This window comes from Psychrobacter sp. ER1 (assembly GCF_048631835.1).
Lineage (GTDB): Bacteria > Pseudomonadota > Gammaproteobacteria > Pseudomonadales > Moraxellaceae > Psychrobacter.
Genome location: NZ_CP184640.1, coordinates 1,801,151 through 1,823,955, shown reverse-complemented (window position 1 = coordinate 1,823,955; position 22,805 = coordinate 1,801,151). Strand labels below are relative to the sequence as shown.

General features: G+C 43.4%; 16 protein-coding genes and 3 pseudogenes. 14 read left to right on the top strand and 5 right to left on the bottom strand.

Translation table 11 applies throughout. The annotated features are described in order from the left end of the window. Positions 1–57 precede the first annotated feature (57 nt). Positions 58–1,536, top strand: a complete 1,479-nt coding sequence (locus tag ACOBWA_RS08210; protein ID WP_420229006.1) for an aldehyde dehydrogenase family protein — start codon at positions 58–60, stop codon at positions 1,534–1,536. Between the two features lie 123 nt (positions 1,537–1,659). Here ACOBWA_RS08210 and ACOBWA_RS08205 read toward each other — a convergent pair whose 3' ends face one another. Next, complete coding sequence (locus ACOBWA_RS08205) at positions 1,660–1,908, bottom strand: hypothetical protein (protein WP_010201084.1); 249 nt, start codon at positions 1,906–1,908, stop codon at positions 1,660–1,662. A gap of 206 nt (positions 1,909–2,114) precedes the next feature. Here ACOBWA_RS08205 and ACOBWA_RS08200 point away from each other — a divergent pair, with 206 nt between their 5' ends. The 4 genes and pseudogenes from ACOBWA_RS08200 (at position 2,115) to ACOBWA_RS08185 (ending at position 6,080) form a co-directional block, all read left to right on the top strand. After that, complete coding sequence (locus ACOBWA_RS08200) at positions 2,115–3,509, top strand: DASH family cryptochrome (RefSeq protein WP_420229005.1); 1,395 nt, start codon at positions 2,115–2,117, stop codon at positions 3,507–3,509. Positions 3,510–3,578: 69 nt separating this feature from the next. Next, complete coding sequence (locus ACOBWA_RS08195; RefSeq protein WP_404692883.1) at positions 3,579–4,016, top strand: DUF3429 domain-containing protein; 438 nt, start codon at positions 3,579–3,581, stop codon at positions 4,014–4,016. Positions 4,017–4,220: 204 nt separating this feature from the next. Beyond that, a pseudogene (locus ACOBWA_RS08190) lies at positions 4,221–5,473 on the top strand (NnrS family protein). A gap of 92 nt (positions 5,474–5,565) precedes the next feature. Beyond that, a pseudogene (locus tag ACOBWA_RS08185) lies at positions 5,566–6,080 on the top strand (Rrf2 family transcriptional regulator). A gap of 125 nt (positions 6,081–6,205) precedes the next feature. Here ACOBWA_RS08185 and ACOBWA_RS08180 read toward each other — a convergent pair. From ACOBWA_RS08180 to ACOBWA_RS08170, 3 genes are all read right to left on the bottom strand, one after another. Next, positions 6,206–6,952, bottom strand: coding sequence for a hypothetical protein (locus tag ACOBWA_RS08180; RefSeq protein WP_420229004.1), 747 nt, complete (start codon positions 6,950–6,952; stop codon positions 6,206–6,208). 133 nt (positions 6,953–7,085) lie between these two features. After that, positions 7,086–7,832 carry a hypothetical protein gene (locus tag ACOBWA_RS08175; RefSeq protein ID WP_420229003.1) on the bottom strand — a complete coding sequence of 249 codons (747 nt, stop codon included), beginning with the start codon at positions 7,830–7,832 and terminating at the stop codon, positions 7,086–7,088. Positions 7,833–8,141: 309 nt separating this feature from the next. Then, positions 8,142–9,074: a dienelactone hydrolase family protein gene (locus ACOBWA_RS08170; RefSeq protein ID WP_420229002.1), complete on the bottom strand. Its 933-nt coding sequence runs from the start codon at positions 9,072–9,074 to the stop codon at positions 8,142–8,144. A 602-nt stretch (positions 9,075–9,676) separates the two neighbouring features. Here ACOBWA_RS08170 and ACOBWA_RS08165 point away from each other — a divergent pair. The 9 genes and pseudogenes from ACOBWA_RS08165 (at position 9,677) to mmsB (ending at position 21,403) form a co-directional block, all read left to right on the top strand. Continuing rightward, positions 9,677–10,800, top strand: a pseudogene (locus tag ACOBWA_RS08165) (MFS transporter). A 215-nt stretch (positions 10,801–11,015) separates the two neighbouring features. Next, positions 11,016–12,686: a fatty acid--CoA ligase gene (locus tag ACOBWA_RS08160; RefSeq protein ID WP_420229001.1), complete on the top strand. Its 1,671-nt coding sequence runs from the start codon at positions 11,016–11,018 to the stop codon at positions 12,684–12,686. A 313-nt stretch (positions 12,687–12,999) separates the two neighbouring features. Then, on the top strand, positions 13,000–15,021 hold the full coding sequence (locus ACOBWA_RS08155) for a propionate--CoA ligase (RefSeq protein WP_420229000.1): 2,022 nt from the start codon (positions 13,000–13,002) through the stop codon (positions 15,019–15,021). A gap of 348 nt (positions 15,022–15,369) precedes the next feature. Next, a complete protein-coding gene (locus ACOBWA_RS08150; RefSeq protein ID WP_420228999.1) occupies positions 15,370–16,854 on the top strand; it encodes a CoA-acylating methylmalonate-semialdehyde dehydrogenase in 1,485 nt (494 codons plus the stop codon). 219 nt (positions 16,855–17,073) lie between these two features. Then, positions 17,074–18,234 (top strand): acyl-CoA dehydrogenase family protein, encoded by a 1,161-nt coding sequence (locus ACOBWA_RS08145; protein WP_420228998.1) that lies wholly within the window; start codon positions 17,074–17,076, stop codon positions 18,232–18,234. A gap of 32 nt (positions 18,235–18,266) precedes the next feature. Beyond that, entirely contained in the window at positions 18,267–18,968 is a 702-nt protein-coding gene (locus ACOBWA_RS08140; RefSeq protein WP_420228997.1) for an enoyl-CoA hydratase, read from the top strand. Then, positions 18,905–19,048, top strand: coding sequence for an enoyl-CoA hydratase-related protein (locus ACOBWA_RS08135; protein WP_420230746.1), 144 nt, complete (start codon positions 18,905–18,907; stop codon positions 19,046–19,048). Before ACOBWA_RS08140 ends, ACOBWA_RS08135 begins: the two co-directional genes overlap by 64 nt. 55 nt (positions 19,049–19,103) lie before the next feature. Continuing rightward, a complete protein-coding gene (locus tag ACOBWA_RS08130) occupies positions 19,104–20,351 on the top strand; it encodes an enoyl-CoA hydratase/isomerase family protein (RefSeq protein WP_420228996.1) in 1,248 nt (415 codons plus the stop codon). Between the two features lie 107 nt (positions 20,352–20,458). Next, positions 20,459–21,403 (top strand): 3-hydroxyisobutyrate dehydrogenase, encoded by a 945-nt coding sequence (mmsB, locus tag ACOBWA_RS08125; RefSeq protein WP_420228995.1) that lies wholly within the window; start codon positions 20,459–20,461, stop codon positions 21,401–21,403. Positions 21,404–21,592: 189 nt separating this feature from the next. Here mmsB and ACOBWA_RS08120 read toward each other — a convergent pair whose 3' ends face one another. Next, positions 21,593–22,351: an IclR family transcriptional regulator gene (locus ACOBWA_RS08120; protein WP_102078462.1), complete on the bottom strand. Its 759-nt coding sequence runs from the start codon at positions 22,349–22,351 to the stop codon at positions 21,593–21,595. Positions 22,352–22,805: the final 454 nt, after the last annotated feature.

The following is a 22,805-nucleotide window of genomic DNA, read 5'->3' as shown; positions in this document are numbered from 1 at the left end:
TTATTTTAATAATCGAAAACCAATACTTAACATAACAAATTAAAAATAAGGATGATTATGCCAACCAATACTACGAGTGCATACAGTGACTTCCATTTGCAGTTCATCGCTGGTGAATGGCAAACTGGTAAAGATGATAGCACCAACACCAATACCAACCCATATAACGGTGATACGCTTGTAGAGATTCAGCAAGCGACCAAAGATCAGTTGAACGAAGCCTATGATGCGGCGACCCAAGCTCAAGAAGCGTGGGCCAAGCAGACACCAGCAGCGCGTGCCGCAGTGTTATATAAAGTCGTAAACATACTCGATCAACGCCAAGAAGAAATCGTTGATTGGCTAATCAAAGAGTCGGGCAGCACACGTATCAAAGCCATGGTCGAGTTCGGTGCGACGCGCGCGATTACCCTTGAAGCAGCGACATTCCCTAATCGTGTCCATGGTGAGATTCGCCCATCGAATACTCCTGGTAAAGAAAACTTCATTTATCGTGAGCCAATCGGTGTGGTAGCTGTTATTAGCCCATGGAACTTCCCACTACATTTAACGCAGCGCTCTATCGCGCCTGCCTTAGCACTTGGTAATGCAGTGGTACTCAAGCCTGCTAGCGATACACCAGTAACAGGTGGTTTGCTATTGGCTAAAGTGTTTGAAGAAGCAGGTCTACCAAAAGGTCTATTAAACGTCGTGGTCGGCTCAGGTAGTGAGATAGGTGATGCAATCGTCGAACATAAAGCGCCAAGTTTGGTGTCATTCACAGGCTCAACCTCAGTCGGTAAGCACATTGGTGAGCTTGCCAATGGCGGTGAGTACATCAAGCAAGTAGCACTCGAGCTGGGTGGTAATAGTCCATTTGTTGTATTAAAAGATGCTGATATTGAGCAAGCGGTAAAAGCTGCTGCCTTTGGTAAGTTCTTACATCAAGGTCAAATCTGTATCGCGATTAACAGAGTGATTGTGGAAGACGAGATATATGATGATTTTGTAGAGCGTTTCTTGGCGCATGTCAAAACATTGAACGTTGGGGACCCTAATAAGCAAGACACCGCTATTGGTCCAATCATCAACGAAAAACAAGTCAAATCGCTTAAAGAAAAAATCGCTAAAGCGCAGGAAGAAGGCGCAAAAATGATATTAAGTGGCGAGATTGAAGGCCAAGTCGTACCACCGCATATCTTTACTGAAGTGACTCGCGAAATGGATCTATCACGTAATGAAGTGTTTGGACCACTGGTAGGTATCATCCGTGCCAAAGACGAAGACGATGCACTATCGATCGCCAATGACTCTATGTATGGTCTGTCTAGTGCCGTGTTCACTGCTGATATGCAAAAAGGTCTGCGCTTCGCTCGCGGTATCAGAGCTGGCATGACCCACATCAATGATATCTCAGTCAATGATGAAAGCAACACGCCGTTTGGTGGTGAGAAAAACTCAGGTATTGGTCGCTTCAACGGCGAATGGGTGCTAGAAGAGTTCACTAGAACACATTGGATCTCAATGCAAAATGAACCACGTGAATATCCATTCTAATTGTCTTAAATTAACTATTAAATCTAGCTGATAGCTAATAAAAAGACCGCTTTGATAGCGGTCTTTTTTGTGTGACATCAGGAAGTTTATGGAAAGCGGTATATCTGAGAGTTAGTCAATCTCTTATCTCGCATGAAAGCCCAGTAATCCTTCAATCTCTTCAATCGTCATCCGTCTTACCAAGGCTTGTTCTTCTACTGACAGGCGATTTGTGTGTTCTTTTATCATCGTATGAATACTCCGCGATATCTCAGAGGTGGTCGCGTAATACATTTGAGGCTGCTCTTTTGTCAGTCTCATCAAAAATCGATTGATAAGTTTACGCTTTTCATCTGATTTATTTTCTTCAGTCGTAGTATTATTTTGAGTCATGGTGTTCTCCTAGAGGTAAGCCATTTAAGCAGTCAGATACATGAGAGTCAATGCTTATAAATGGTTTCTGGGGCTGAGCGCATTGCCTTACAAGTGTTAGGCTCGCATCATAGTTGAATGCTAAGTATGTGTTATACCGTATATGATATTTCAAGGTTAAAGTTTAAAAGTAATAAATAAGCGCTAAACAGCCAGAAGGATAGGGTATGTCAAATCAAGCAGCGAACAACTTAGCAAACAACTTAGTGAACAGAAATGTCACATTGGTGCTATTCCATAATGACTTGCGGGTAGCGGACAATGCCACTCTATTAAAAGCATCTGAAATCTCCACTAATGGAAAGCTGCTATTGGTTTATGCGTCATCGTTGACAGATATATTAGATGATAAAGACCATTACGATGCCTATCGTTATGAGGCTATGGGTCAAGCCCGCCAGCAGTTTTTGCATGATAGCCTAGCTGATTTAAATGCGTCATTGATGCAGCGTGGTAATAGGTTGCTGTATTTACAGAAAGACGATGAAGCATTGGACGTCTTTACTCAGTTGAGTGATCTAATAGCGCAGCAACAAGTGACAGATATCTGCGTCAGCCAGACGGCAGATTATAATCAAAACAAAGTATATGAGCTTCTACAGGCGAAATATCCAGAGATACAGTGGCACATTCAAACAACAGCGACTTTGTTTGACGAGTTACCGCTAGAGAGCTTACCCAAAAGCTTTACGCAATTTCGTAAACAAATAGAAACTGATTATGATTTGCTGCATGCAGAAAAAGATATAGCCATTTCTCCAACGCCAGAATCACTTGCTCCATTGCCTGAAAGTGTGCAGAGTAGGGACGAGTACTTTTTTGAATCGCAGTTGTCTGATCATGCAGGGCTTGATAAGCCATCACAGCAGCTATCCAGTTTTACAGGTGGTGAGTTAAATGGCCTCAAGCACTTAGATAGCTATTTTGATTCCGATGCGCCGAGCACTTATAAAACAACCCGAAACGCGCTTGATGACTGGACACATTCTACGAAGCTTTCCGCTTGGCTGGCAAACGGCTCGCTGTCTGTAAACACAGTATTGAATCGTCTGCGTCGCTATGAGCGCGATATTATCGCAAATGACTCTACCTACTGGATATGGTTTGAGCTGCTGTGGCGTGAGTATTTCTACTGGTATGCTGTTACCCATCGGCAAAAGCTATTTTGGTTTAAAGGCATCGCTCAGCACGCGCCTTCAACTCAATTGGACGAAAATCTGTTAGCGCAATGGAAGAGTGGTACAACACAATATCCTATCGTCAACGCATGCATGAACCAATTGCGCACGACAGGTTATATGTCGAATCGCGGACGACAACTGGTTGCCAGCTGCTTTATCCATGAGCTAGGCCTTGATTGGCGGTATGGTGCAGCTTACTTTGAGCAACATCTTGTTGATTATGATGTCGGCAGCAATTGGGGCAATTGGCAATATCTGGCAGGCGTGGGCGCTGACCCAAGAGGATGCAGACAGTTTAATCTCGACAAGCAAACCCAGCAATACGATCCAAACGGTGATTTTATTCGTCAGTGGCAAGGTAACACTCAAAAGAGTGACTAATGTATGTTGAAAACTCCCACTCAACAAGTGACAACTATTATTAGATTAATTATAAGATAGGTTTAAACAATGAAAAAGCCCAGTCCTTATCTCACTTTTGCAGGTGCTATTCCGTTTGTTGCCTGTGCATTTTTGCTGATGATAGACGTTGTTACCGTGCCTGTACTTGGTTCAGTAGTCGATATATTAAGTGCTTATGGGCTAGTGATTGCATCATTTATGGCAGGCGCGCATTGGGGTAATCATTTAGATTTAGCTGACGACAATAAGTGGGCTATTAGACTTCCACTGTATAGTAATGTCATTGCGCTTGGCCTTTGGCTTGGGTTTTTAATCTTGTCAGCCAGTAGTTTTATTTGGCTATTAGTGATTGGTTTTATAAGTCTGTTGATTATTGATTATAGCCTTCATCGAGCGCAGATTATCAATCACACATATTTTAAAGTTAGGCAGTATGTCACGGCGATAGTGGTCATATCGTTAGTCATCGCGGCATTACAGTTGTAAGTGATATTAACTAAGTCATGGCCAAATAACAGCTAAAGAACAGCCAGCCTGGTTTCTCTATTTTTATACTTGGGACGTCGCTTTGAGAGACTACCGTAGGCGCCGCACTTCGGTGAGTAAAGTATTTTATAGTTAGACTAAAGATTTATAAAGTTCATTTAAAATGAATGTTATAATTAGAGCCATCTATATCCCTCTAAGAAGATGACTATGCAATCTATCAAGTTACCTAGCAAACCACCAAGCTCTCCGCATTCTATCCTTAATTTGAGCTTTCGCATATTTTTTAGTGCTGCTGCGCTATTTGCTGTGGCAACGATGCTGCTATGGGCGTTTGTGTTCACTGGTTACACGGATATCGATGCACAAGTTTTGAACCCGTTATACTGGCATGGCCATGAAATGGTGTATGGTTATGCCATGGCAGTGATAGCCGGGTTTTTGCTAACCGCAGTCAAAACATGGACAGGGGTGATGATGCCGCATGGCTATAAGTTGCTAGGTATCTTTGTCTGTTGGTTGCTGGCACGTCTGAGCTGGTTAGGTTTTGGGCTTGGCATAACGTTCATAGGTGATAGTATATCGTGGTTATATATAGCAGCCATTTTTGATATGGTATTTGTCGCCTCGATGGCATATGTGATATGTCGAGCAGTATGGCAAGTTAAGCAATATAAGCAAATGGGTATATTAGCAAAACTGGCACTGCTGATCTTTGGCAACGGACTTTGCTATTGGGGCATTATCAATGCTGATATGAACACAACTAAGATAGGCATTTATTTTGGGTTCTACTTGATTATCGGGCTGGTGCTGACGATTGGCCGCCGCGTAGTACCATTTTTTATCGAACGTGGTCTCAGTATAGATATGGGAACGTCAGAGCCCATTAAACTACATAATAGTAAGACACAAGATATCGCAAGCTTAGTGTTTTTCTTCGCCTTTTTATTAGTGATGTATTTTATCCAAATAAGTATTTTTTAACGATTACTGCACTTGGCGTAGCAGTGATTAATATCGTACGTCTGATAGGATGGTATCATCAAGGTATTTGGCAAAAGCCATTACTTTGGTCGTTGTACATTGCATTTTCAGGCATGTGTTTGAGTTTTTTATTGTATTCACTACAACCTTGGCTCGGTTATCCGCATAGCATCGCTATGCATGGCCTGTCGATTGCTGGTGTTGGTATGATGACGTTAGCAATGATGACTAGAGTATCTCTGGGACATACAGGTCGCAGTATTTATCAACCGCCAAAAACGGTAAGCGTTATGTACGGTTTGATGGTATTGGTATTTATCAGCCGCGTACTACTACCGCTAGTAGATATGAGTCATTACCTAATATGGATTATGATTGCTCAAGGCACTTGGATTGCTTGTTTTGTGCTATTTTGCATCAGTTATTTACCGATGCTGGCACGCCCCAGACCCGATGGCTTATTTGGGTAGAGCGATCTAATGATGCCATTGCTAAAATATGGATTACTTTGACCAAATTAATCTACTTAAAAAATTATACGAAGAAAGAGGAACGCAAGTACATGCGACTGACCAATTATAGTGACTACGCGCTACGCTCATTGATTTATTTAGCTGTGAGACCAGATCCGTCGCTACTAGCTAATATTAGCGATATTGCTGATAGTTATGGTATTTCCAAAAGTCATTTGACCAAGATTATTCATCAGCTAGGTCAGCTTGGTTATATAGAGAGTGTGCGTGGCAAAAATGGTGGCATACGATTAGCACGTTCGCCTAAAGATATTAATTTGGGCGTATTGATCAAACAGATAGAGCCTGATTTTAATCTGGTAGAGTGCTTTGCCGTACCAGCGTCTCATAATGATAGTGAGCAGGGCGCTCATCAGGCGGATTTGCCAGTGACATTTATTGAGGAAAAAAGAATAAATCACTAGGCTGCGTGATTAGTCCAGCCTGTCAGCTAAAAAGCGTGTTTTTTGAAGCGCTCACCGCATTTGTTAATGTGCTTAAGCGTTATACACTGGCAGATATTCTGAACAATGAAGATGAGCTGGCTACTTTGCTATTTCGATAATAAGTTTCAATAATCGTATATTTTATAAAGTTATTGGCTCAAAAAATGGGTCGCTACATTAGTAAATACAGTAATAGCGACCCGTTTCTATATCTATAAAAAATATATGTCTAAGGTGTGAGAAATTAGGCGTTTTCTAGTTTTGGACGTGCTTTCTTGATAGCTTTCACCAGTGCTTTCTCAAACCCACCTTCTTTGAACTGAACAAGATAAGAATGCGCAGCACAGAAATTGCGAACGTCACGCCATTCATGAGCCAACTTAGTCGCCCAGTTGCAGTATTGCGCACCAGCGTTTGGCTCGTTTTTCAGTGCTTTTTTGGTCGTAGGGTGCAATATTAGTTCAGGCAATACAGCTTCTAATAGCTTCGTTGGTGGACTCATAAAAGTATCATCTACGTGTAAGCTTTGACTGGCAGGATGATAAGCCAATAAAGAACCTGCATGGATCATCTCATTGGGCGAGATATAATAAATGCCCTCTGACATTGAAAACTCAAGCTCAGGATAGCGTGCAGCGACTGCGTCACTTTCTACCAAATCATCTGCCCAATTGATTTCTGGTACTTTTTTATGATGACGGCTACTGCCATAAAACGTGGCTTGCGGGAAGTCTTTGGCCATTTGAGCACAGCTGACTGTATGAAAAGGATGTACATTCAGCACCGCTTCGACATCTTGACCATTGTTAGTGAGTGCCATAACCTCGTCTCGAACATCATCCGTGAGGGCGTAACTGTCCAAAAAGATAAATTTTCCTGATGATAGCTTGACTAGCGAGCATTGAGTGCCGATATTTAGCACGCCACCGAGACGGAATGTTCCGCGTATGTTCCAAAATCCTGCGCCTAAATCATGAATGTGATCAGTCATTTATAATTTTCCTCGTCTAGTTAATTAAATAAAATATGTGAATAAAACAAAGCTACTTTTTCACTGTAAACTTTGTTTTTCGAGCTGTTTTAATGGTATGTGTTCTAACTCTTTACGCCTTTATGTTTGTTTTTTATGCCTTCTCAAGCTCAGGGCGAGCCAAATCAATCGCTGAGATAAGTGCTGTCTTAAACTGACTATCTTCAAATACCACTAAGCCTGAATGTGCGCCGCAAAAATGACGAACATCACGCCACTCGTGTGCTAGCTCTACTGCCCAGTCACAATAGTGCTTAGCTGCATCTGGCTCATCTTTGAGCGCCTTTTTGGTAGTAGGGTGTAAGCCTAGGTTAGGCTGCACGGCATTTATTAACTTGGAAGGGGGTATCTCAAAGGTATCATCGACATAAATGCTCTGGCTAGCAGGATGATAGACCAATAAGGAGCTGGCATGAACCGTCTCGTCAGGTGAGATGTAATGAATGCCTTGAGGTATAGAGAATTGGAGTTCAGGGTAACGCGCAGCAACGGCATCGTTTTCGACCAAATCATCTGCCCAATTAACTTCAGGTACTTGCTTTGGATGTCGGCTACTCCCATAGAATATTGCTTGTGGAAAGTCTTTGGCCATTTGAGCACAGTGTACTGTATGAAACGGATGAACATTGAGGACAGCTTCGACATTTTGACCGTCATTGGTCAATGCCATGACTTGCTGACGCACATCGCCAGTTAATGTATAGCTATCTAAAAAGATAAACCGCTCTGATGATAGTCTTATGAGTGCACATTGAACCCCAATATCAAGGATACCATTTTTGATAAATGAGCCTCGAATACTCCAAAATCCTGCACCTAAATCATACATCTCATCAGTCATCAACATTGCTCCTTAATCGTTCATTTATTCAATCGTTTTACTTGTTTGTAGCAGCCTATAGTCGGTTCAATATAATTTGGATACAAGGAAGGCTAGTGAAAGTATTACAAGTTGTAGACTAAGCGAGCCTGACACCGTATCCAATTTATAGAGGATTGACTATATAATTATTGATTTTTATGGCTGTAATGTCTGTACTAAAAAAGATAGAAGCAATGTAAATGTGTAAAAATAAAAAAGAGTTGTTATTCAAATGTCATGATTAACAGTGAAAGCTGTTCTCCCTTTCGTAAGTAGATTGAAAATAGCTTATAAACAGTCTTCGTAATCATAGGCTGAGATACGAGGATCATTTTTGTAGCTTTCATTGCCACATAAGAATTTATCGAAACGGGTATCACCATTAATATAACGTTGCATCCATGCGATAGCAGGCTTACTTAATAGTTTCTCGTTAAAACGATGGCTGGCACAGAAATGACTGCCGTTGTTAATCTCGACCTTCATTTTTGGACCGTCAGCTTTTTGATAAAAAGTATTGGTATATTTTTTATTCGGGGCGATACGGTCATTTTCACAAGCGATGAATAGAGCAGGCGTATCCATCGCGCCATAGCTCGTATCGTGATAGGGCGTTTGTGCAATGATGGCTTGCACCGTACTGCGCTCAGTTGCCAGTCGTAGCGCACCGCCGCCGCCCATTGACCAGCCAATCGCGCCCAAACGATTTTGATCTATCATATGACCCACTGTTTCATCAGCGATGAGATGATCGAGAGCCGCGCTCAATTGTTCAGCACGGCTATCCGGATTATCATAAATGGAGCTAGTATTAATAGTGATAACGACAAAACCCCAAGAGGCCAAACGCGGTCCCCACCATTTGATAGAAGACTCATAAGACACGTAACCTGGCACTACCGCGATACCACCTAGCAGACCACAGCTACCAGCATCCGTTGGATAATGTATGGTACCGCCACCGAAGCCATTGGCTGATTGGCGACTCACTTGCTTGGTACTGACAGAAAACGGACCATTATCGCGTGTTTTTGTAAGATCAGTAGCAGTGATAGCGTTATCCTTTATACAGTCTACTGCCGCTAGTGAATTTGTAGCGTCGAGTGATGCTCCAACTGGGTTGAGACCTTTAATGCTAGTCTCGGACACAGTTATTTCTGCTACAGCCATCGTAGAGAAAACCAATGTACTCATCGCGATAATAAGTTGTGAAAGCACCATATTTTTCATCATAGTAAATTGTGTTTTAAAAGGTTGTGTGGTCGTGCACGTCTCTAGGTTAGCAAAAATAGACACAGGTAGTGATTGTTAACTGTCATTGTTATCAATCATTAAAGAAGTTAAATGCGTAGCAAGTGAGTCAATAGCATCTGACCATACTACCCTGTATATGCGCTAAACGTAACGTTGATCTTGACCTTATGAGTCAAAAGCTGCCTTCAGGATTTCAAATTGAAGTACGGATCCTAGTCAAATTTTTCTACGATAATCTCTAGCCCAAATAAAGAATCTATCAAGTGTTAATAACACTTTTAAACCTGAGTATATTAGTGAATGTGCTACCATAATTGGCTTGTCATTATGATGAACATTTATCGTTTAATAATGGTGCTTTTGCTTATACATTTAGCATCAATCACCGTTATTCCTCTCTACCATCCACGCCAGTGACGGTTATTATTTACAGTCATGGTATAACCAATATAGTCAGATCCCCTGTGAATAATTCTAAAGATCAGATCCAAGATATAACAGCTGTGCCACCAGTCACCTCCAATCATTCAACGTCGTGGATATTGAAGCTCACAATTGGTCTAATAGGTATGTTTGCTTTTTTGCAAGTGTATTCTATTCAGGCAGTACTACCGGTCATGATGGTGGACTTTGCTGCGACCGAAGTACAGGCTGGCATGATCGTTGGTGCCACTGTATTGGCTATTGCGATTATGTCACCATTTTTGGGTATGCTCTCAGATGCAGTCGGGCGCAAGTCGTTTATCGTTGGTGCTTTATTGTTTTTGGCAATACCAACAGCGCTCATTGCCCAGAGCTCGAGCATTGAATGGGTCGGCATTTGGCGCTTCATGCAAGGATTGTCCGTACCGGGTATTACAGTGGTGACAATTGCCTATATCGGTGAGGAGTTTGAGGGACGGGCGATGACTGAGCTGATGTCCTTTTATGTGTCAGGATGCGTGCTTGGCGGCTTTATGGGTCGGTTCTTGTTAGGGCATTTACATGAGCTGATTGGCTGGCGTCATGGCTACTATGTGATGACGGCGATGACGCTATTGGGGGCAATATGGGTTGGCAAGATGCTACCATCGTCTCGTCATTTTGTTGCTAATCCTAATTTTCGCTCAGCGATACAGACGCTGGGTGAGCATGTCACCAATCGCTATGTGGTAACAGCATGTCTGCTTGGCGCTTGCGTGTTGTTCTCCCTTGTAGGCTGCTTCACTTTTATCAATTTACATTTGGCAGATAAGCCTTATGAGCTTGGTACTGGTGCGCTCGCCAATATTTTTGCGGTATATTTGCTTGGTGTTATTATCACGCCATTATCTACGACATTGCTACGCCGATTTGGGTCGGCGCGTACCGTACGGGTGGCTATCGTCGTGTCTATGGTTGGATTGTTATTGACTCTGGTCACGCCATTATGGGGGTGATTATAGGACTGGCTATTATGTCGTCTGGTGTATTTATCACACAGTCAGCGACCATCAGCTATATCGCTGTCAATGTGAAAAAGGGTCGCTCATTAGCATCGGGTCTATATTATATGGGCTACTATACAGGCGGTACGCTAGGGGCATGGCTGGGTGGCATAGCTTATGCGCGAGGGCAGTGGTCTCTTACCGTATGGTTGTTATTGTTTGTGCAGATATTGGCGTTATTGATAGCCAGTTTTGGCATGATTAAAACCACAGTACGGGCAAAGTGATTGGCTGTCTTATGTAGCATATGTTCAGTTAGCTATCTTATGATACTTAATGTAAGACCGCTTTACACAGCGTCGCTTTTTTCTTACTATCAATAACGATGTTATTATAAAAATTAAAATGGTTAGCGCAGTAGATTTTATGCTGCTATTAACTTGATTGTTATTATTATTGTTATTTACCCCTTATAAGTACGACAAACAAGGAAGTCAAATCTATGTCAAACATTTACCACAGTGCACCATCTGCCTACGATTATCCATTACTGGTCAAGCAACTATTAAGCCGTGCAAAAACGGTATCGCAAGATCAAGAGATTGTGTATGCGGACAAAAAGCGCCTGACTTATAAAGAGTTGTTTGAGCGTATCAATCGCCTGGCCAATGTATTGGCAGACCTAAAGCTCGATGCAGGTGATGTGGTTGCCGTGATGGATTGGGACAGTCATCGCTATCTTGAGTCTTATTTTGCCGTGCCAATGTCAGAGTACGTTTTGCAAACCGTCAATATTCGTTTATCGCCTGAGAAAATCCTTTATACCATCAACCATGCCAAGCCTAAAGTGCTCATGCTCAACTCTGAGTTTGCGCCATTGGTGAAAGACTATCAGTTCGAGAACTCAAGTATTGAACATATTATCTGGCTTGATGACAACGGTGTCACTGCTGAAGGTATCTTTGGCAGTAATCAAAGCCGTGTCACTGGCGAGTATGAAGCGCTATTAGAAGCTGCTAATAGCAACTTTGATTTCCCGGATTTTGATGAAAACACCGTTGCGACGACTTTTTATACGTCAGGCACGACAGGTGATCCAAAAGGGGTTTTCTTTAGCCATCGTCAGCTAGTTCTACATACACTAGCAGAAGCGGCAACCTTGGGTATGCTGCCTGATAAGCAAGGCGTGAGCTATGGTGATGTTTATATGCCTATGACGCCAATGTTCCATGTGCATGCATGGGGTTTTCCATTTACAGCAACGATGGTAGGTCTAAAGCAAGTCTATCCAGGTCGCTATGCGCCTGATACGTTGATGGATTTGATCGTCAATGAAGAGGTCAGTATCACCCATTGTGTACCAACAATTTTACAAATGGTACTCAAAGAAGCGCAAGATCGCGCCGCTAGCTTTAATGGTCTAAAAATGATTATTGGTGGCTCACGATTGACAGAAGGTCTAGCCAAAACGGCGATGGCACAAGGCATTGAAGTTTACACAGGCTACGGGATGTCAGAGACCGCCCCGCTTATTAGCTTAACGGGTTTTAGTCTCGATGAGCCTGAAATGACTGAAGAAGAAGACATTGCCCGTCGTTGTATGACAGGTAAACCCGTACTTATGGTCGATGCTCAGGTATGGGGCGAGGGCAACAAATCCGTAGGTACAGGACCAGAAAATACAGGCGAACTGGTACTACGCGCGCCTTGGTTGACCCAAAGCTATCTTAAAAATGACGACGCTGGCAAAGAGCTGTGGGAAAATGGCTATATGCATACCCAAGATATCGCTTACATACGTCCTGATGGTTATATCAAAATCACCGATCGCTTAAAAGACGTAATAAAATCAGGTGGTGAGTGGATTTCATCACTAGAGATTGAGACTATTTTATCACTACATCCGTCAGTAGCCGATGTGTCAGTGATTGGGGTGCGTGATAAGCAATGGGGCGAGCGTCCGTTGGCTTTGGTGGTGCTAAAGCCTGATGCTAAGGATACCAGTGCTGATGATATCAAAGCGATTGCAGAAAAAGCGGTAGAGCGCGGTATCATTCCTAAGTATGGCGTGCCAAGCCAGTTTAAATTCGTTGATGAGCTACCCAAAACTTCCGTTGGTAAACATGACAAAAAAGTCATGCGTGAAATGTATGCCAATCAAACTGAGATTTAATTAGTATTAGTTAGATTTTCAAGTATTTGTATTCGTCAAAATGTAGTGCGTATTACACGCTTAATAGTTGACCTTTCCGATAGGCTCTGCTACATTTTAAACCGATACATATCGTATCGGTTATTTAATTCTGGCAAGGATGACCAGTATTTACTAAGACATGGTTTTTTATAGTTGAAGCATTTTAGAGTTGGTATCAGCCAGTTGTACGCAGACAGTGCGCCGTGCGAGGTGAGTACCGTTACAACTTATTGAGTGCCTTAACTATAAAGTACTATTGCCTCATTTCTCGTTTATGCTAAGGACAGCTACTATGAGCGACCATTCCCAATCCCCAGTTTCTACCCAAATGACAGACACGCCAAACTTCGCTGATATTTATCATGAGTCTATTACGGATCGAGAGCAGTTTTGGGCTGAGCAGGCGAAGCGTATCTATTGGCATAAAGAGCCTGAGCAAATTCTAGATGACAGCAATCTGCCTTTTGCCAAATGGTTTGTCGGTGGTGAGACCAATCTTTGTTATAACTGCGTCGATCGTCATCTGGCAGACCGGGCAGAGCAAGATGCTTTTGTGTGGGTGTCATCAGAGATTAATCAAGAATTGATAGAAACCTTTCCAGCGGTCGTTGATTCGTTTAAAGATTTGGGTAACAACGTCGAGTTTTATACAGACTATACCAAGCGCCGCCTGACTTATAATGACTTGTATAAAGAAGTTAATTATTTTGCCGATGTGCTACAGCGTCACGGTATTGGCGAGGGTGACCGTGTCATTATCTATATGCCGATGATATTAGAAGCGGCTTACGCTATGCTGGCTTGTGCTCGTATTGGTGCCGTCCATTCAGTCGTATTTGGTGGGTTTGCTGCCCATAACTTGGCTATCCGTATGGACGATGCCGAGGCAAAAATGGTCATTACGGTAGATGCAGGGCTACGCGGTGGTAAGGTCGTCAATTATAAAAACCTAGTCAATCAAGGCGTCGAGCAAGCGACTATCAAGCCAGAGCATGTGCTGGTGGTCAATCGCGGTATATTGCCATTTGAAACCAAAGCGATCGATGTTGATTATGCGACCGAGCGTCGTCATAGCTGCGAGGCCAATGCAGTCGTAGAGCCGGTTTGGCTTGAGTCAAATACCCCGTCCTATCTACTTTATACTTCTGGTACTACTGGCACACCTAAAGGGGTGCAGCGCGATACAGGTGGTCATGCCGTCGCGCTGACGACGTCGATAGATTATGTCTATGATGGTAAGGCTGGCGAGACGTTCTGGGCGATATCTGATATTGGTTGGGCTGTCGGGCACTCTTATACGATCTATGCGCCGTTACTGGCGGGTATGACCAGTATTATGTATGAGGGCTTGCCGCATATGCCAAACCCTGGTATTTGGTGGCGTATCGTTGAAGCCAACAAAGTTAATATTTTATTCACCGCGCCCACAGGCGTGCGCATGCTCAAAAAACAAGACGAAAGCTGGATGACGCGTTACGATGTCTCCAGTGTGAAGTCGTTCTTTTTGGCAGGTGAGCCACTTGATGAATCAACGGCTAGTTGGTTGACTCAGCATCTAGGCGTACCAATTTTAGATCACTATTGGCAAACAGAGTCTGGGTGGCCAATCCTCAGCCATACGCCAAAGTTCAATCATAAGCCGCACAAGCAGGGGTCACCTGGTTACCCGATGTATGGCTATGAAGCGCATGTCATCAACGAGGAAACGGGCGATCCTTGTCAGGCTGGCGAAAAAGGATTGCTTGCAATTAAAGCACCACTACCGCCTGGTTGTCTCACCACGGTATGGCGTAACGACGAGCGCTTTATTAGCAGCTATTTTGGTCTGTTTGATGGTCAGCAGTACTCAACTTCGGACTATGCAGTGACAGATGAAGAAGGGTATTTCTACATCTTAGGTCGTACTGATGACGTGATAAACGTCGCAGGTCATCGAATAGGCACGCAAGAGATTGAAGAGGCCATCAGTATGCATCCAGAGATGGCAGAGTGTGCTGTGGTAGGGATTCAAGACGAGCTAAAAGGCGAGTTGCCTATTGCGTTCTGCGTCCTAAAAGATCAAACGCAAATTGAAACCACTGAAAACCGTTTTCGTATCGAGCAACAAGTCATAGGTGCTGTTGTCAAATCTTTGGGCGGTATTGCTCGACCCGCTGCTATTTATTTCCCGCAGGCATTGCCAAAGACACGCTCGGGTAAAATCCTACGTCGCTCAATTCGTGCGCTAGCGGAAGACCAGCCAACAGGAGATATGTCAACACTTGACAACCCCTCAGCCATCGATGCGATCAAGCAAGCAATGAAGGACTATTGATTGGTCCAATGTATCGATCTATAAGCCAATCATCTATAAGTCAGCAATGATCGTTATTTCACATAGCAAATAGATTTATTTTCTAAAAGCTCATGAGCAATCATGGGCTTTTTTGATTTTATGAGTCAACCAAAATAGGGTCTATAAAAATACGTTTATATAAAAGTTTGATAAAGCGCTTGACCGTAAAAATGATTTATTGTTATAGTCAATAACGATACAAAATAAATCATTTTAAAATTTAGTTTTTAATAATATTTTATAGTCAGATACTCATCGCTTTTATTTTTCTAATAAATATCTAGGTGCCGTCACACGGTAGTCTCGCAAAAAAGATAAGGATATCTTATGCACCACGTTCAACAGCTCATCAATGGTCAGTTCGTACAATCAAACACCGACGAATGGATTGATATCACTGATCCTGCGACGCAAGAAGTCATTGCCAAAGTGCCACAAACTACTAATGATGAGATTAACCAAGCTGTCGCAGCCGCACAGACTGCGTTTGAGACATGGCGCAAAACGCCAATCACCACGCGTGCGCGTATCTTTTTAAAGTATCAGTCTCTGATTCGTGATCATATGGATGAGTTGGCAGAAATCTTGACCGCAGAGCAAGGAAAGACGATTGCTGATGCACGCGGTGATGTGTTCCGCGGTTTAGAAGTGGTAGAGCATGCCGCTGGTATCGCCAATTTGCAAATCGGCGACTTTGTAGAAAACGTCGCATCAGGCGTTGATACTTATAGTATTTGGCAACCACTCGGTGTTTGTGCTGGTATTACGCCATTTAACTTTCCAGCGATGATTCCGCTATGGATGTTCCCAATGGCGATTGCTACAGGCAACACATTCATCCTAAAACCTTCTGAACAAGATCCAATGGTGACTATGCGTTTGGTAGAGCTAGCGATTGAAGCTGGCGTACCAGAAGGCGTTCTAAACGTGGTACATGGTGGCAAAGCAACCGTCGATGCTATCTGCGACCATCCAGATATCAAAGCGGTTTCTTTCGTCGGTTCTACTCATGTAGGCAAACATGTCTATGAGCGTGCCAGCCAATCAGGCAAGCGTGCACAGTGCATGATGGGCGCAAAAAACCATGGCGTTATCCTGCCTGATGCTAACAAAGAACAAACGCTCAATCAGTTAGCAGGCGCAGCATTTGGTGCAGCTGGTCAACGCTGTATGGCGCTATCGGTCGTCGTACTAGTAGGCGCAGCTGGTGAGTGGATTGATGAGATTAAAGCAAAAGCAGAAAGCTTAGTCGTCTCAGCTGGCAAAAATGACAAGGATTTGGGACCACTGATTTCTCCTGCTGCAAAAGCCCGTGTCGAGCATTTGATTGGAACTGGGGTGGAAGAAGGCGCGAGCTTGATTTTAGATGGTCGTGGCATTACCGTTGAAGGGTTCGAGAAAGGTAACTTTGTAGGCCCGACGATCTTTGATAATGTCACAAGTGATATGCAAATTTATAAAGAAGAAATCTTTGGTCCTGTACTGTGTATTATGCGTGCTGCCAGCTTAGATGAAGCGATTGAACTACTGAATGCCAACCCACATGGCAATGGCACAGCGATATTTACTCAGTCAGGGGCAGCTGCACATAAATTCCAGCAAGACATTCAAGTTGGTCAAATCGGTATTAACTTGCCAATCCCTGTGCCACTACCTATGTTCTCATTCTCAGGTTCACGTGGCAGCAAGCTTGGTGACCTAGGGCCTTATGGCAAGCAAGCCGTCCAGTTCTATACTCAGACAAAGACAGTGACGGCGCGTTGGTTTGATGATGAAGCGAGCCGCGGTGTCAATACGACGATTTCAATTTAATCGTCAACTCATTGTTGTTTCATTATGACATTTTGTGTTTTCGGTATGACGATAATGCGACTTGCGGTACTATTAAACGCAATTTTATTATCGTTATGCCGCTATTATGTCGCGCTAATGTCTTATAAAATCTCTGACCAATATTTTTACTAGCGCTTTTATTAACGTTTATCTGAGATTTAAGCCCTCTATTTGATCTATAAGAACAAGGATGACCCTATGGATTTTTCATTGACCGATGACCAAGTCGCCTTTCGCCAAACGGCCCGTCAGTTTGCACAAAAAGAGCTAAAGCCAAACGCTGCCGAATGGGATCGCAACTCGCACTTCCCAATAGATGTTATTAAAAAATCTGGTGAGCTTGGCTTTTTGGGACTGTACACCAATCCAGAATATGACGGCTTGGGCTTACCAAGACTGGACTCAGCGATGGTATTCGAAGAGCTTGCATGGGGCGATACGGCTGTGGCCGCCTATATGAGTATTCATAACATGGCCGCATGGATGATTGGTGAATATGGCAGCGATACGCTATGCAAAAAATATCTACCTAACATGGTCAGCGGTGAGTGGCTTGGTAGCTATTGCCTAACAGAACCAAATGCAGGGTCTGATGCAGCTTCATTACGTACCAAAGCGGAGAAGCAAGGCGAGCATTATGTACTGAATGGTGAAAAAACCTTTATTTCTGGCGCAGGCTCAACTGATGTATTGGTAGTAATGGCACGTACTGGTGGCGCTGGGCCCAAAGGCGTGTCAGCGTTCGTTGTAGACGCCAATAGTGCTGGTATCGAATATGGCAAAAACGAGCATAAAATGGGCTGGAAAGCACAGCCAACACGCACAATTAGCTTTAAAGACGTCAAAGTTTCAGTAGAGAACTTGATAGGTGAGGAAGGTCAAGGCTTTCGTATCGCGATGAAAGGTCTAGACGGTGGTCGTATCAATATTGGTATTTGCGCGGTAGGAACGGCACAATCTGCATTAGAAACCGCAACCAGTTATGTCCAAGAGCGTAGCCAATTTGGCAGTCCAATTGCTAGCTTGCAGTCTGTCCAATTTAAACTTGCTGATATGTTGACTCAGACCATCGCAGCGCGCCAGATGCTCTATCTTGCGGCGAGTAAAGTCGATAACAATGATGGGCAAGCGTCTACCTACTGCGCAATGGCAAAGCGTCTCTCCACCGATCTTTGTTTTGATGTTGCCAATGAAGCTCTGCAATTGCACGGCGGCTATGGGTATTTAAACGAATATCCACTTGAGCGCCACGTACGCGATTTGCGTGTGCATCAAATTCTAGAAGGCACCAATGAGATCATGCGCGTGATTATTTCACGTCAAGTCTTGCAAGATGAAGGGTTAAGCCAGCTACGCTAATTTATCTCGCTTTACTAAAACAAGGATGTTTTATGACAGATTATACCAATCTACAGCTATCTATTGATGGTCATACCGCAACATTGACGTTGAATAACCCACCTGCACATACGTGGACGATGGACAGTCTACATGCACTTAAGCAGCTCATCACAGATCTCAATGCCAATGACGATATCTATGCGTTAATCGTGCATGGAGATGGCGAAAAGTTCTTTTCAGCGGGTGCAGATTTAAACAATTTCTCAGATGGTGATAAAGGCCGAGCAATAAGCATGGCAATTGCATTTGGTGAGGCATTCGAAGCGCTATCTGCCTACCGCGGTGTCAGTATTGCAGTTATCAATGGTTATGCGATGGGCGGCGGATTAGAGTGTGCGCTCGCATGTGATATCCGTATTGCAGAAGCGCACGCCCAGATGGCATTACCAGAGACAGGCGTAGGATTATTGCCATGTGCTGGCGGCACGCAAAATCTACCTATGTTAGTAGGGGAAGGTTGGGCCAAACGTATGATACTGTGTGGTGAGCGGGTCGATGCAGATACGGCATTGCGTATCGGTTTGGTTGAAGAGGTCGCGGTCAAAGGTGATGGTTTGCAAATCGCTCAAGACTTAGCAAAAAAGTCGCAAAGCAATCACCCGTTGCTGTCAGTTATTCCAAGAAACTTATTCAAGCGGCTAGAGACACTCCACCTGCGCAAAACCTCATCCATGAGCGTGAAGCGTTCGTGAAGTTGTTTGATACCAAAGATCAGCGCGAAGGGGTGCAGGCCTTTTTAGAAAAGCGTAAACCCAATTGGCAAAACAAATAAACAGCGGTCAAAACGCTTGAGCCATTTCTATTATTTAATTTTGTAGGTCACTTTTATGACAGCAGCTATGACAGCGACGAACGATACTAAACAAGAAGCACCTGTGTTATTCAATACTGAGCCGACAGATTGCGGGCACTTGATTGGAGTCATGACACTTAACACCCCAAAATCACTTAATGCACTCAGCGTTGATATGTGTCAATTGCTCTCAGCGCAGTTAGAGCAATGGCAAGCGGACGAGCAAGTGGTAGCGCTTGTGTTAAAAGGTGCAGGCGACAAAGCGTTCTGTGCGGGCGGAGATATTCGTAAGCTCTATGACAGCATGTCTACCAGTGCACCAATGCCAAACCCGTATGCCACTGAGTTTTTCAGTCACGAGTATCGTCTCTATCGTCAAATGCACTTTTATCCGAAACCACTGATACTTTGGGGTGACGGTATCATCATGGGCGGCGGTATGGGACTGATGGCAGGATGTAGTCATCGTCTGGTCACTGAGCGTACGCGTTTTGCCATGCCTGAAGTCACAATTGGACTGTTCCCTGATGCATCTGGCAGTTGGTTTTTGCAGCGTATGCCTGCTAAGACGGGTTTGTTTTTAGGTCTAACTGGCGCGATGTGCAATGGCAACGATGCGCTATTAGCTAATTTAGCAGAGTATGCCGTTGCCAGTCATGATTATGGTGCCGTCATACAGCGCCTCAAACAGAGCAACTGGCAGGTAGTCGATAACACGAGCGGTGCAGATAAGTGCCATGACAATAGTGCTCATAGTATTGTTAGCCGTGCGCTTGCTGAGCTGCCAGTAGCCGAACTGCCTGATAGTAAGCTTGCAACATATTGGCAGCCTATTCAGCAACTGATGAATAGTGGCGGTCTGGATGATATCAATGCACTGCTACAAAGCGATACTGCGCTCGCACAGTTAAACCAAGACTTTGCAGCAGACAGCTGGACACAGCGAGCAGTCGCAACCTATCGCCATGGCTGCCCGGTAACGGCTGCATTAACCTATGCGCTGTATCACAAAGTCGCTGACTTATCGATCGAACAAGTACTGTATTTAGAGACCAATGTCGCAGTACATTGCGCGGCCAATCCTGATTTTAAAGAAGGCGTGCGGGCATTATTAATTGATAAAGATAGAAATCCTAAATGGTCGCGTTCATTAGCAGACTGTCTCAGTGTAGAAGGACAGGCGCATATCGATCAGCATTTTGTTAATCCTTATCCAAAAGGTGAGCATCCTTTGAGCGATTGGCTGGGTGATAACGCACTAGCTAGTCAAAGTGTCCGCTAACTGCCTAAAAGATATTTACAACGTAGGACATAAGCAAAATTTACTAATAAATACTGTTAAATAGTATGTAGCAATAGCTACAACATAAATCATCAAGGAGTGATGAGATGGGTACAAAGGATATAAGTACGATGGATAATAATAACTCTAAACCAAATATCGCCTTTATTGGGCTTGGTAATATGGGTGCACCAATGGCAGAGAACTTATTAAAGGCAGGTTATGCGCTTTCTGTTTTTGATTTGTCTGAGGCTGCTACTAAGCGCTTGAAGCAAGCAGGGGCTAGTGTCGCAAAAAGTCCTAAAGATGCTGCAAGTAATGCTCAAGTTGTGATTAGTATGTTGCCTGCCGGTGAGCATGTACACTCTGTATATTTAGGTGATAGTAGTTCTGATGGTCTGCTAGCAGAGTTGCCAAAAGGCACACTTGTGATTGACAGTAGTACGATTGCGGCGGCTGATGCAAGGACAGTAGCAGAGGCGGCAAGTAAGCTTGGCATCGACTTTTTGGATGCACCAGTCTCTGGTGGTACAGGTGGGGCAATTGCTGGTAGTTTGACCTTTATCGTTGGCGGCGATGTTGCTGCTTTTGCTAAGGCTGAGCCAATACTTGCCGTGATGGGAAAAAATATCTTTCATGCAGGCGAGCATGGCGCAGGACAAGTGGCAAAAATTTGCAACAACATGCTGCTAGGTATTCTAATGGCAGGCACGGCAGAAGCGATTAATCTAGGCGTCAAGAACGGTCTAGATCCCAAAGTGCTATCAGATATTATGCTACAGAGCTCAGGGCGTAACTGGACATTAGAAGTGTATAATCCTTATCCAAAAGTCATGGAAAATGTGCCCTCTAGCAATGGCTACCAAGGCGGATTTATGAGCAAATTGATGCAAAAAGATCTAAACCTTGCGATGCAGACAGCTCAAGACACTGAGGTGGAAACACCAATGGGTGCTAAAGCAACAGAGTTATATGCCTCACATACTGTAGAGAATGGTGATAAAGACTTTTCTAGTATTATCGGACGTCATGATGTCTCATTATTGTCCTAAGTATGACTCTCTTAACTTTGTCTCTTTTGGATGTAACCTTCTTAGACATATCGATTCTTAAACATACCAGTATTACGAATTTTTCGTATCACTAGTAGGTAGCATTAATTAAGAGAATGCATTTGCTAAAAGAAAAAAGGTCTACGCTAAAATCATAGCGTAGACCTTTTTTATGGCTAATAGACTGTGTTAGCTTTGCAGATCGTAGACGAGCGTCTGAACGTCTTGCGCAGCTTTCTGTAGGCGTGGTACATGAGTCAGCAGATCGTCGAGTGATACTCGTATAGTTGGTGCATGCAAATAGAGAGAAGCCAGATAGCGTGACTTTTTGTCGAGTATAGGTACAGCCACTGCCACCATCTCAGAGATAAACTCCTCATTATCGATGCCGATACCAGTATCAGCGATACGATCAAGCTCGGCATTTAATGCATCGATATCAGTAATCGTATTCTTAGTGAACTTATCTAATGGTAACCCTTGTAGTATTTTCATACGGCTAGTTGTAGATAGTTGGCTTAGATAGAGCTTGCCAGTCGCTGTACACCACATGGGTGATTTTGCTCCGACAGGAAGATAAATCTGTAGTGGTAAGGTCGTTTGAGCACGGTTGGTATAGATCATATTCATATGATAAGGAATACCAATGCCGCAAGTTTCTTTTAGCTCGTCAACCAGCTTTTGCAAAATCATCTGCCGTTCGTTAAAAAATAACCGTTGCTGCCAGAGCTCAACGCTCAAATTGCGTACGCGCTTACCAGGGATAATACCGCCACCAATATCAACAGTCAAAAAACCATCATCAACCAAATTTTGAATCAATCTATGAATGGTCGGTTTAGGGATATCTAGCTCTTGTGAAAGCTCGAGTGGAGAAAGCGGTTTTGAAGCATAGGACACTGCTTCGATGATTTCTAGGACACGGGTAATCGAAGATACTTTAGGCATATATATGACTCGTTAGGAGTAAAGAAATAGAGCAGACAGCATCACAAGGTTTTCATAACTAAGACAAATGGTGACATTAATGACGTTCTATAACAAATCTATTATAACAACTAATTTAGCATAATATTCGCTTGAGGCAAGCGTTAGTCGCGTTATATGAGATCATTTATATCGTTTTATTTGTTGTCGTAAATTCTCTTATATAAGTAACAATAGATACGTCAACTCACAAGGCACACTATTCTGTAAGGTTAAGCCATATAACTGTCATTGAGTTGGACGATATTTTAGATAACGATGTGGACATGTTTTGCAATACCCTTACATAAACATTAAGCAAGTTAAGTCTCATGTTTACGCTGTTTGGTTACTTTAAGGACGTTATGTAACATAAAGGCGAATTTTTGCAGATTGGTGTAGCAATTATTACAGTACCTATGCAATCTTTACATAA

Coding starts and splice junctions, on each gene's coding strand:
- ACOBWA_RS08200 (WP_420229005.1), top strand. CDS start 2,115: ATGTCAAATCAAGCAGCGAACAACTTAGCAAACAACTTAGTGAACAGA.
- ACOBWA_RS08155 (WP_420229000.1), top strand. CDS start 13,000: ATGAGCGACCATTCCCAATCCCCAGTTTCTACCCAAATGACAGACACG.
- ACOBWA_RS08210 (WP_420229006.1), top strand. CDS start 58: ATGCCAACCAATACTACGAGTGCATACAGTGACTTCCATTTGCAGTTC.
- mmsB (WP_420228995.1), top strand. CDS start 20,459: ATGGGTACAAAGGATATAAGTACGATGGATAATAATAACTCTAAACCA.
- ACOBWA_RS08130 (WP_420228996.1), top strand. CDS start 19,104: ATGACAGCAGCTATGACAGCGACGAACGATACTAAACAAGAAGCACCT.
- ACOBWA_RS08170 (WP_420229002.1), bottom strand. CDS start 9,074: ATGGTGCTTTCACAACTTATTATCGCGATGAGTACATTGGTTTTCTCT.
- ACOBWA_RS08205 (WP_010201084.1), bottom strand. CDS start 1,908: ATGACTCAAAATAATACTACGACTGAAGAAAATAAATCAGATGAAAAG.
- ACOBWA_RS08195 (WP_404692883.1), top strand. CDS start 3,579: ATGAAAAAGCCCAGTCCTTATCTCACTTTTGCAGGTGCTATTCCGTTT.
- ACOBWA_RS08175 (WP_420229003.1), bottom strand. CDS start 7,832: ATGACTGATGAGATGTATGATTTAGGTGCAGGATTTTGGAGTATTCGA.
- ACOBWA_RS08150 (WP_420228999.1), top strand. CDS start 15,370: ATGCACCACGTTCAACAGCTCATCAATGGTCAGTTCGTACAATCAAAC.
- ACOBWA_RS08160 (WP_420229001.1), top strand. CDS start 11,016: ATGTCAAACATTTACCACAGTGCACCATCTGCCTACGATTATCCATTA.
- ACOBWA_RS08180 (WP_420229004.1), bottom strand. CDS start 6,952: ATGACTGATCACATTCATGATTTAGGCGCAGGATTTTGGAACATACGC.
- ACOBWA_RS08120 (WP_102078462.1), bottom strand. CDS start 22,351: ATGCCTAAAGTATCTTCGATTACCCGTGTCCTAGAAATCATCGAAGCA.
- ACOBWA_RS08145 (WP_420228998.1), top strand. CDS start 17,074: ATGGATTTTTCATTGACCGATGACCAAGTCGCCTTTCGCCAAACGGCC.
- ACOBWA_RS08140 (WP_420228997.1), top strand. CDS start 18,267: ATGACAGATTATACCAATCTACAGCTATCTATTGATGGTCATACCGCA.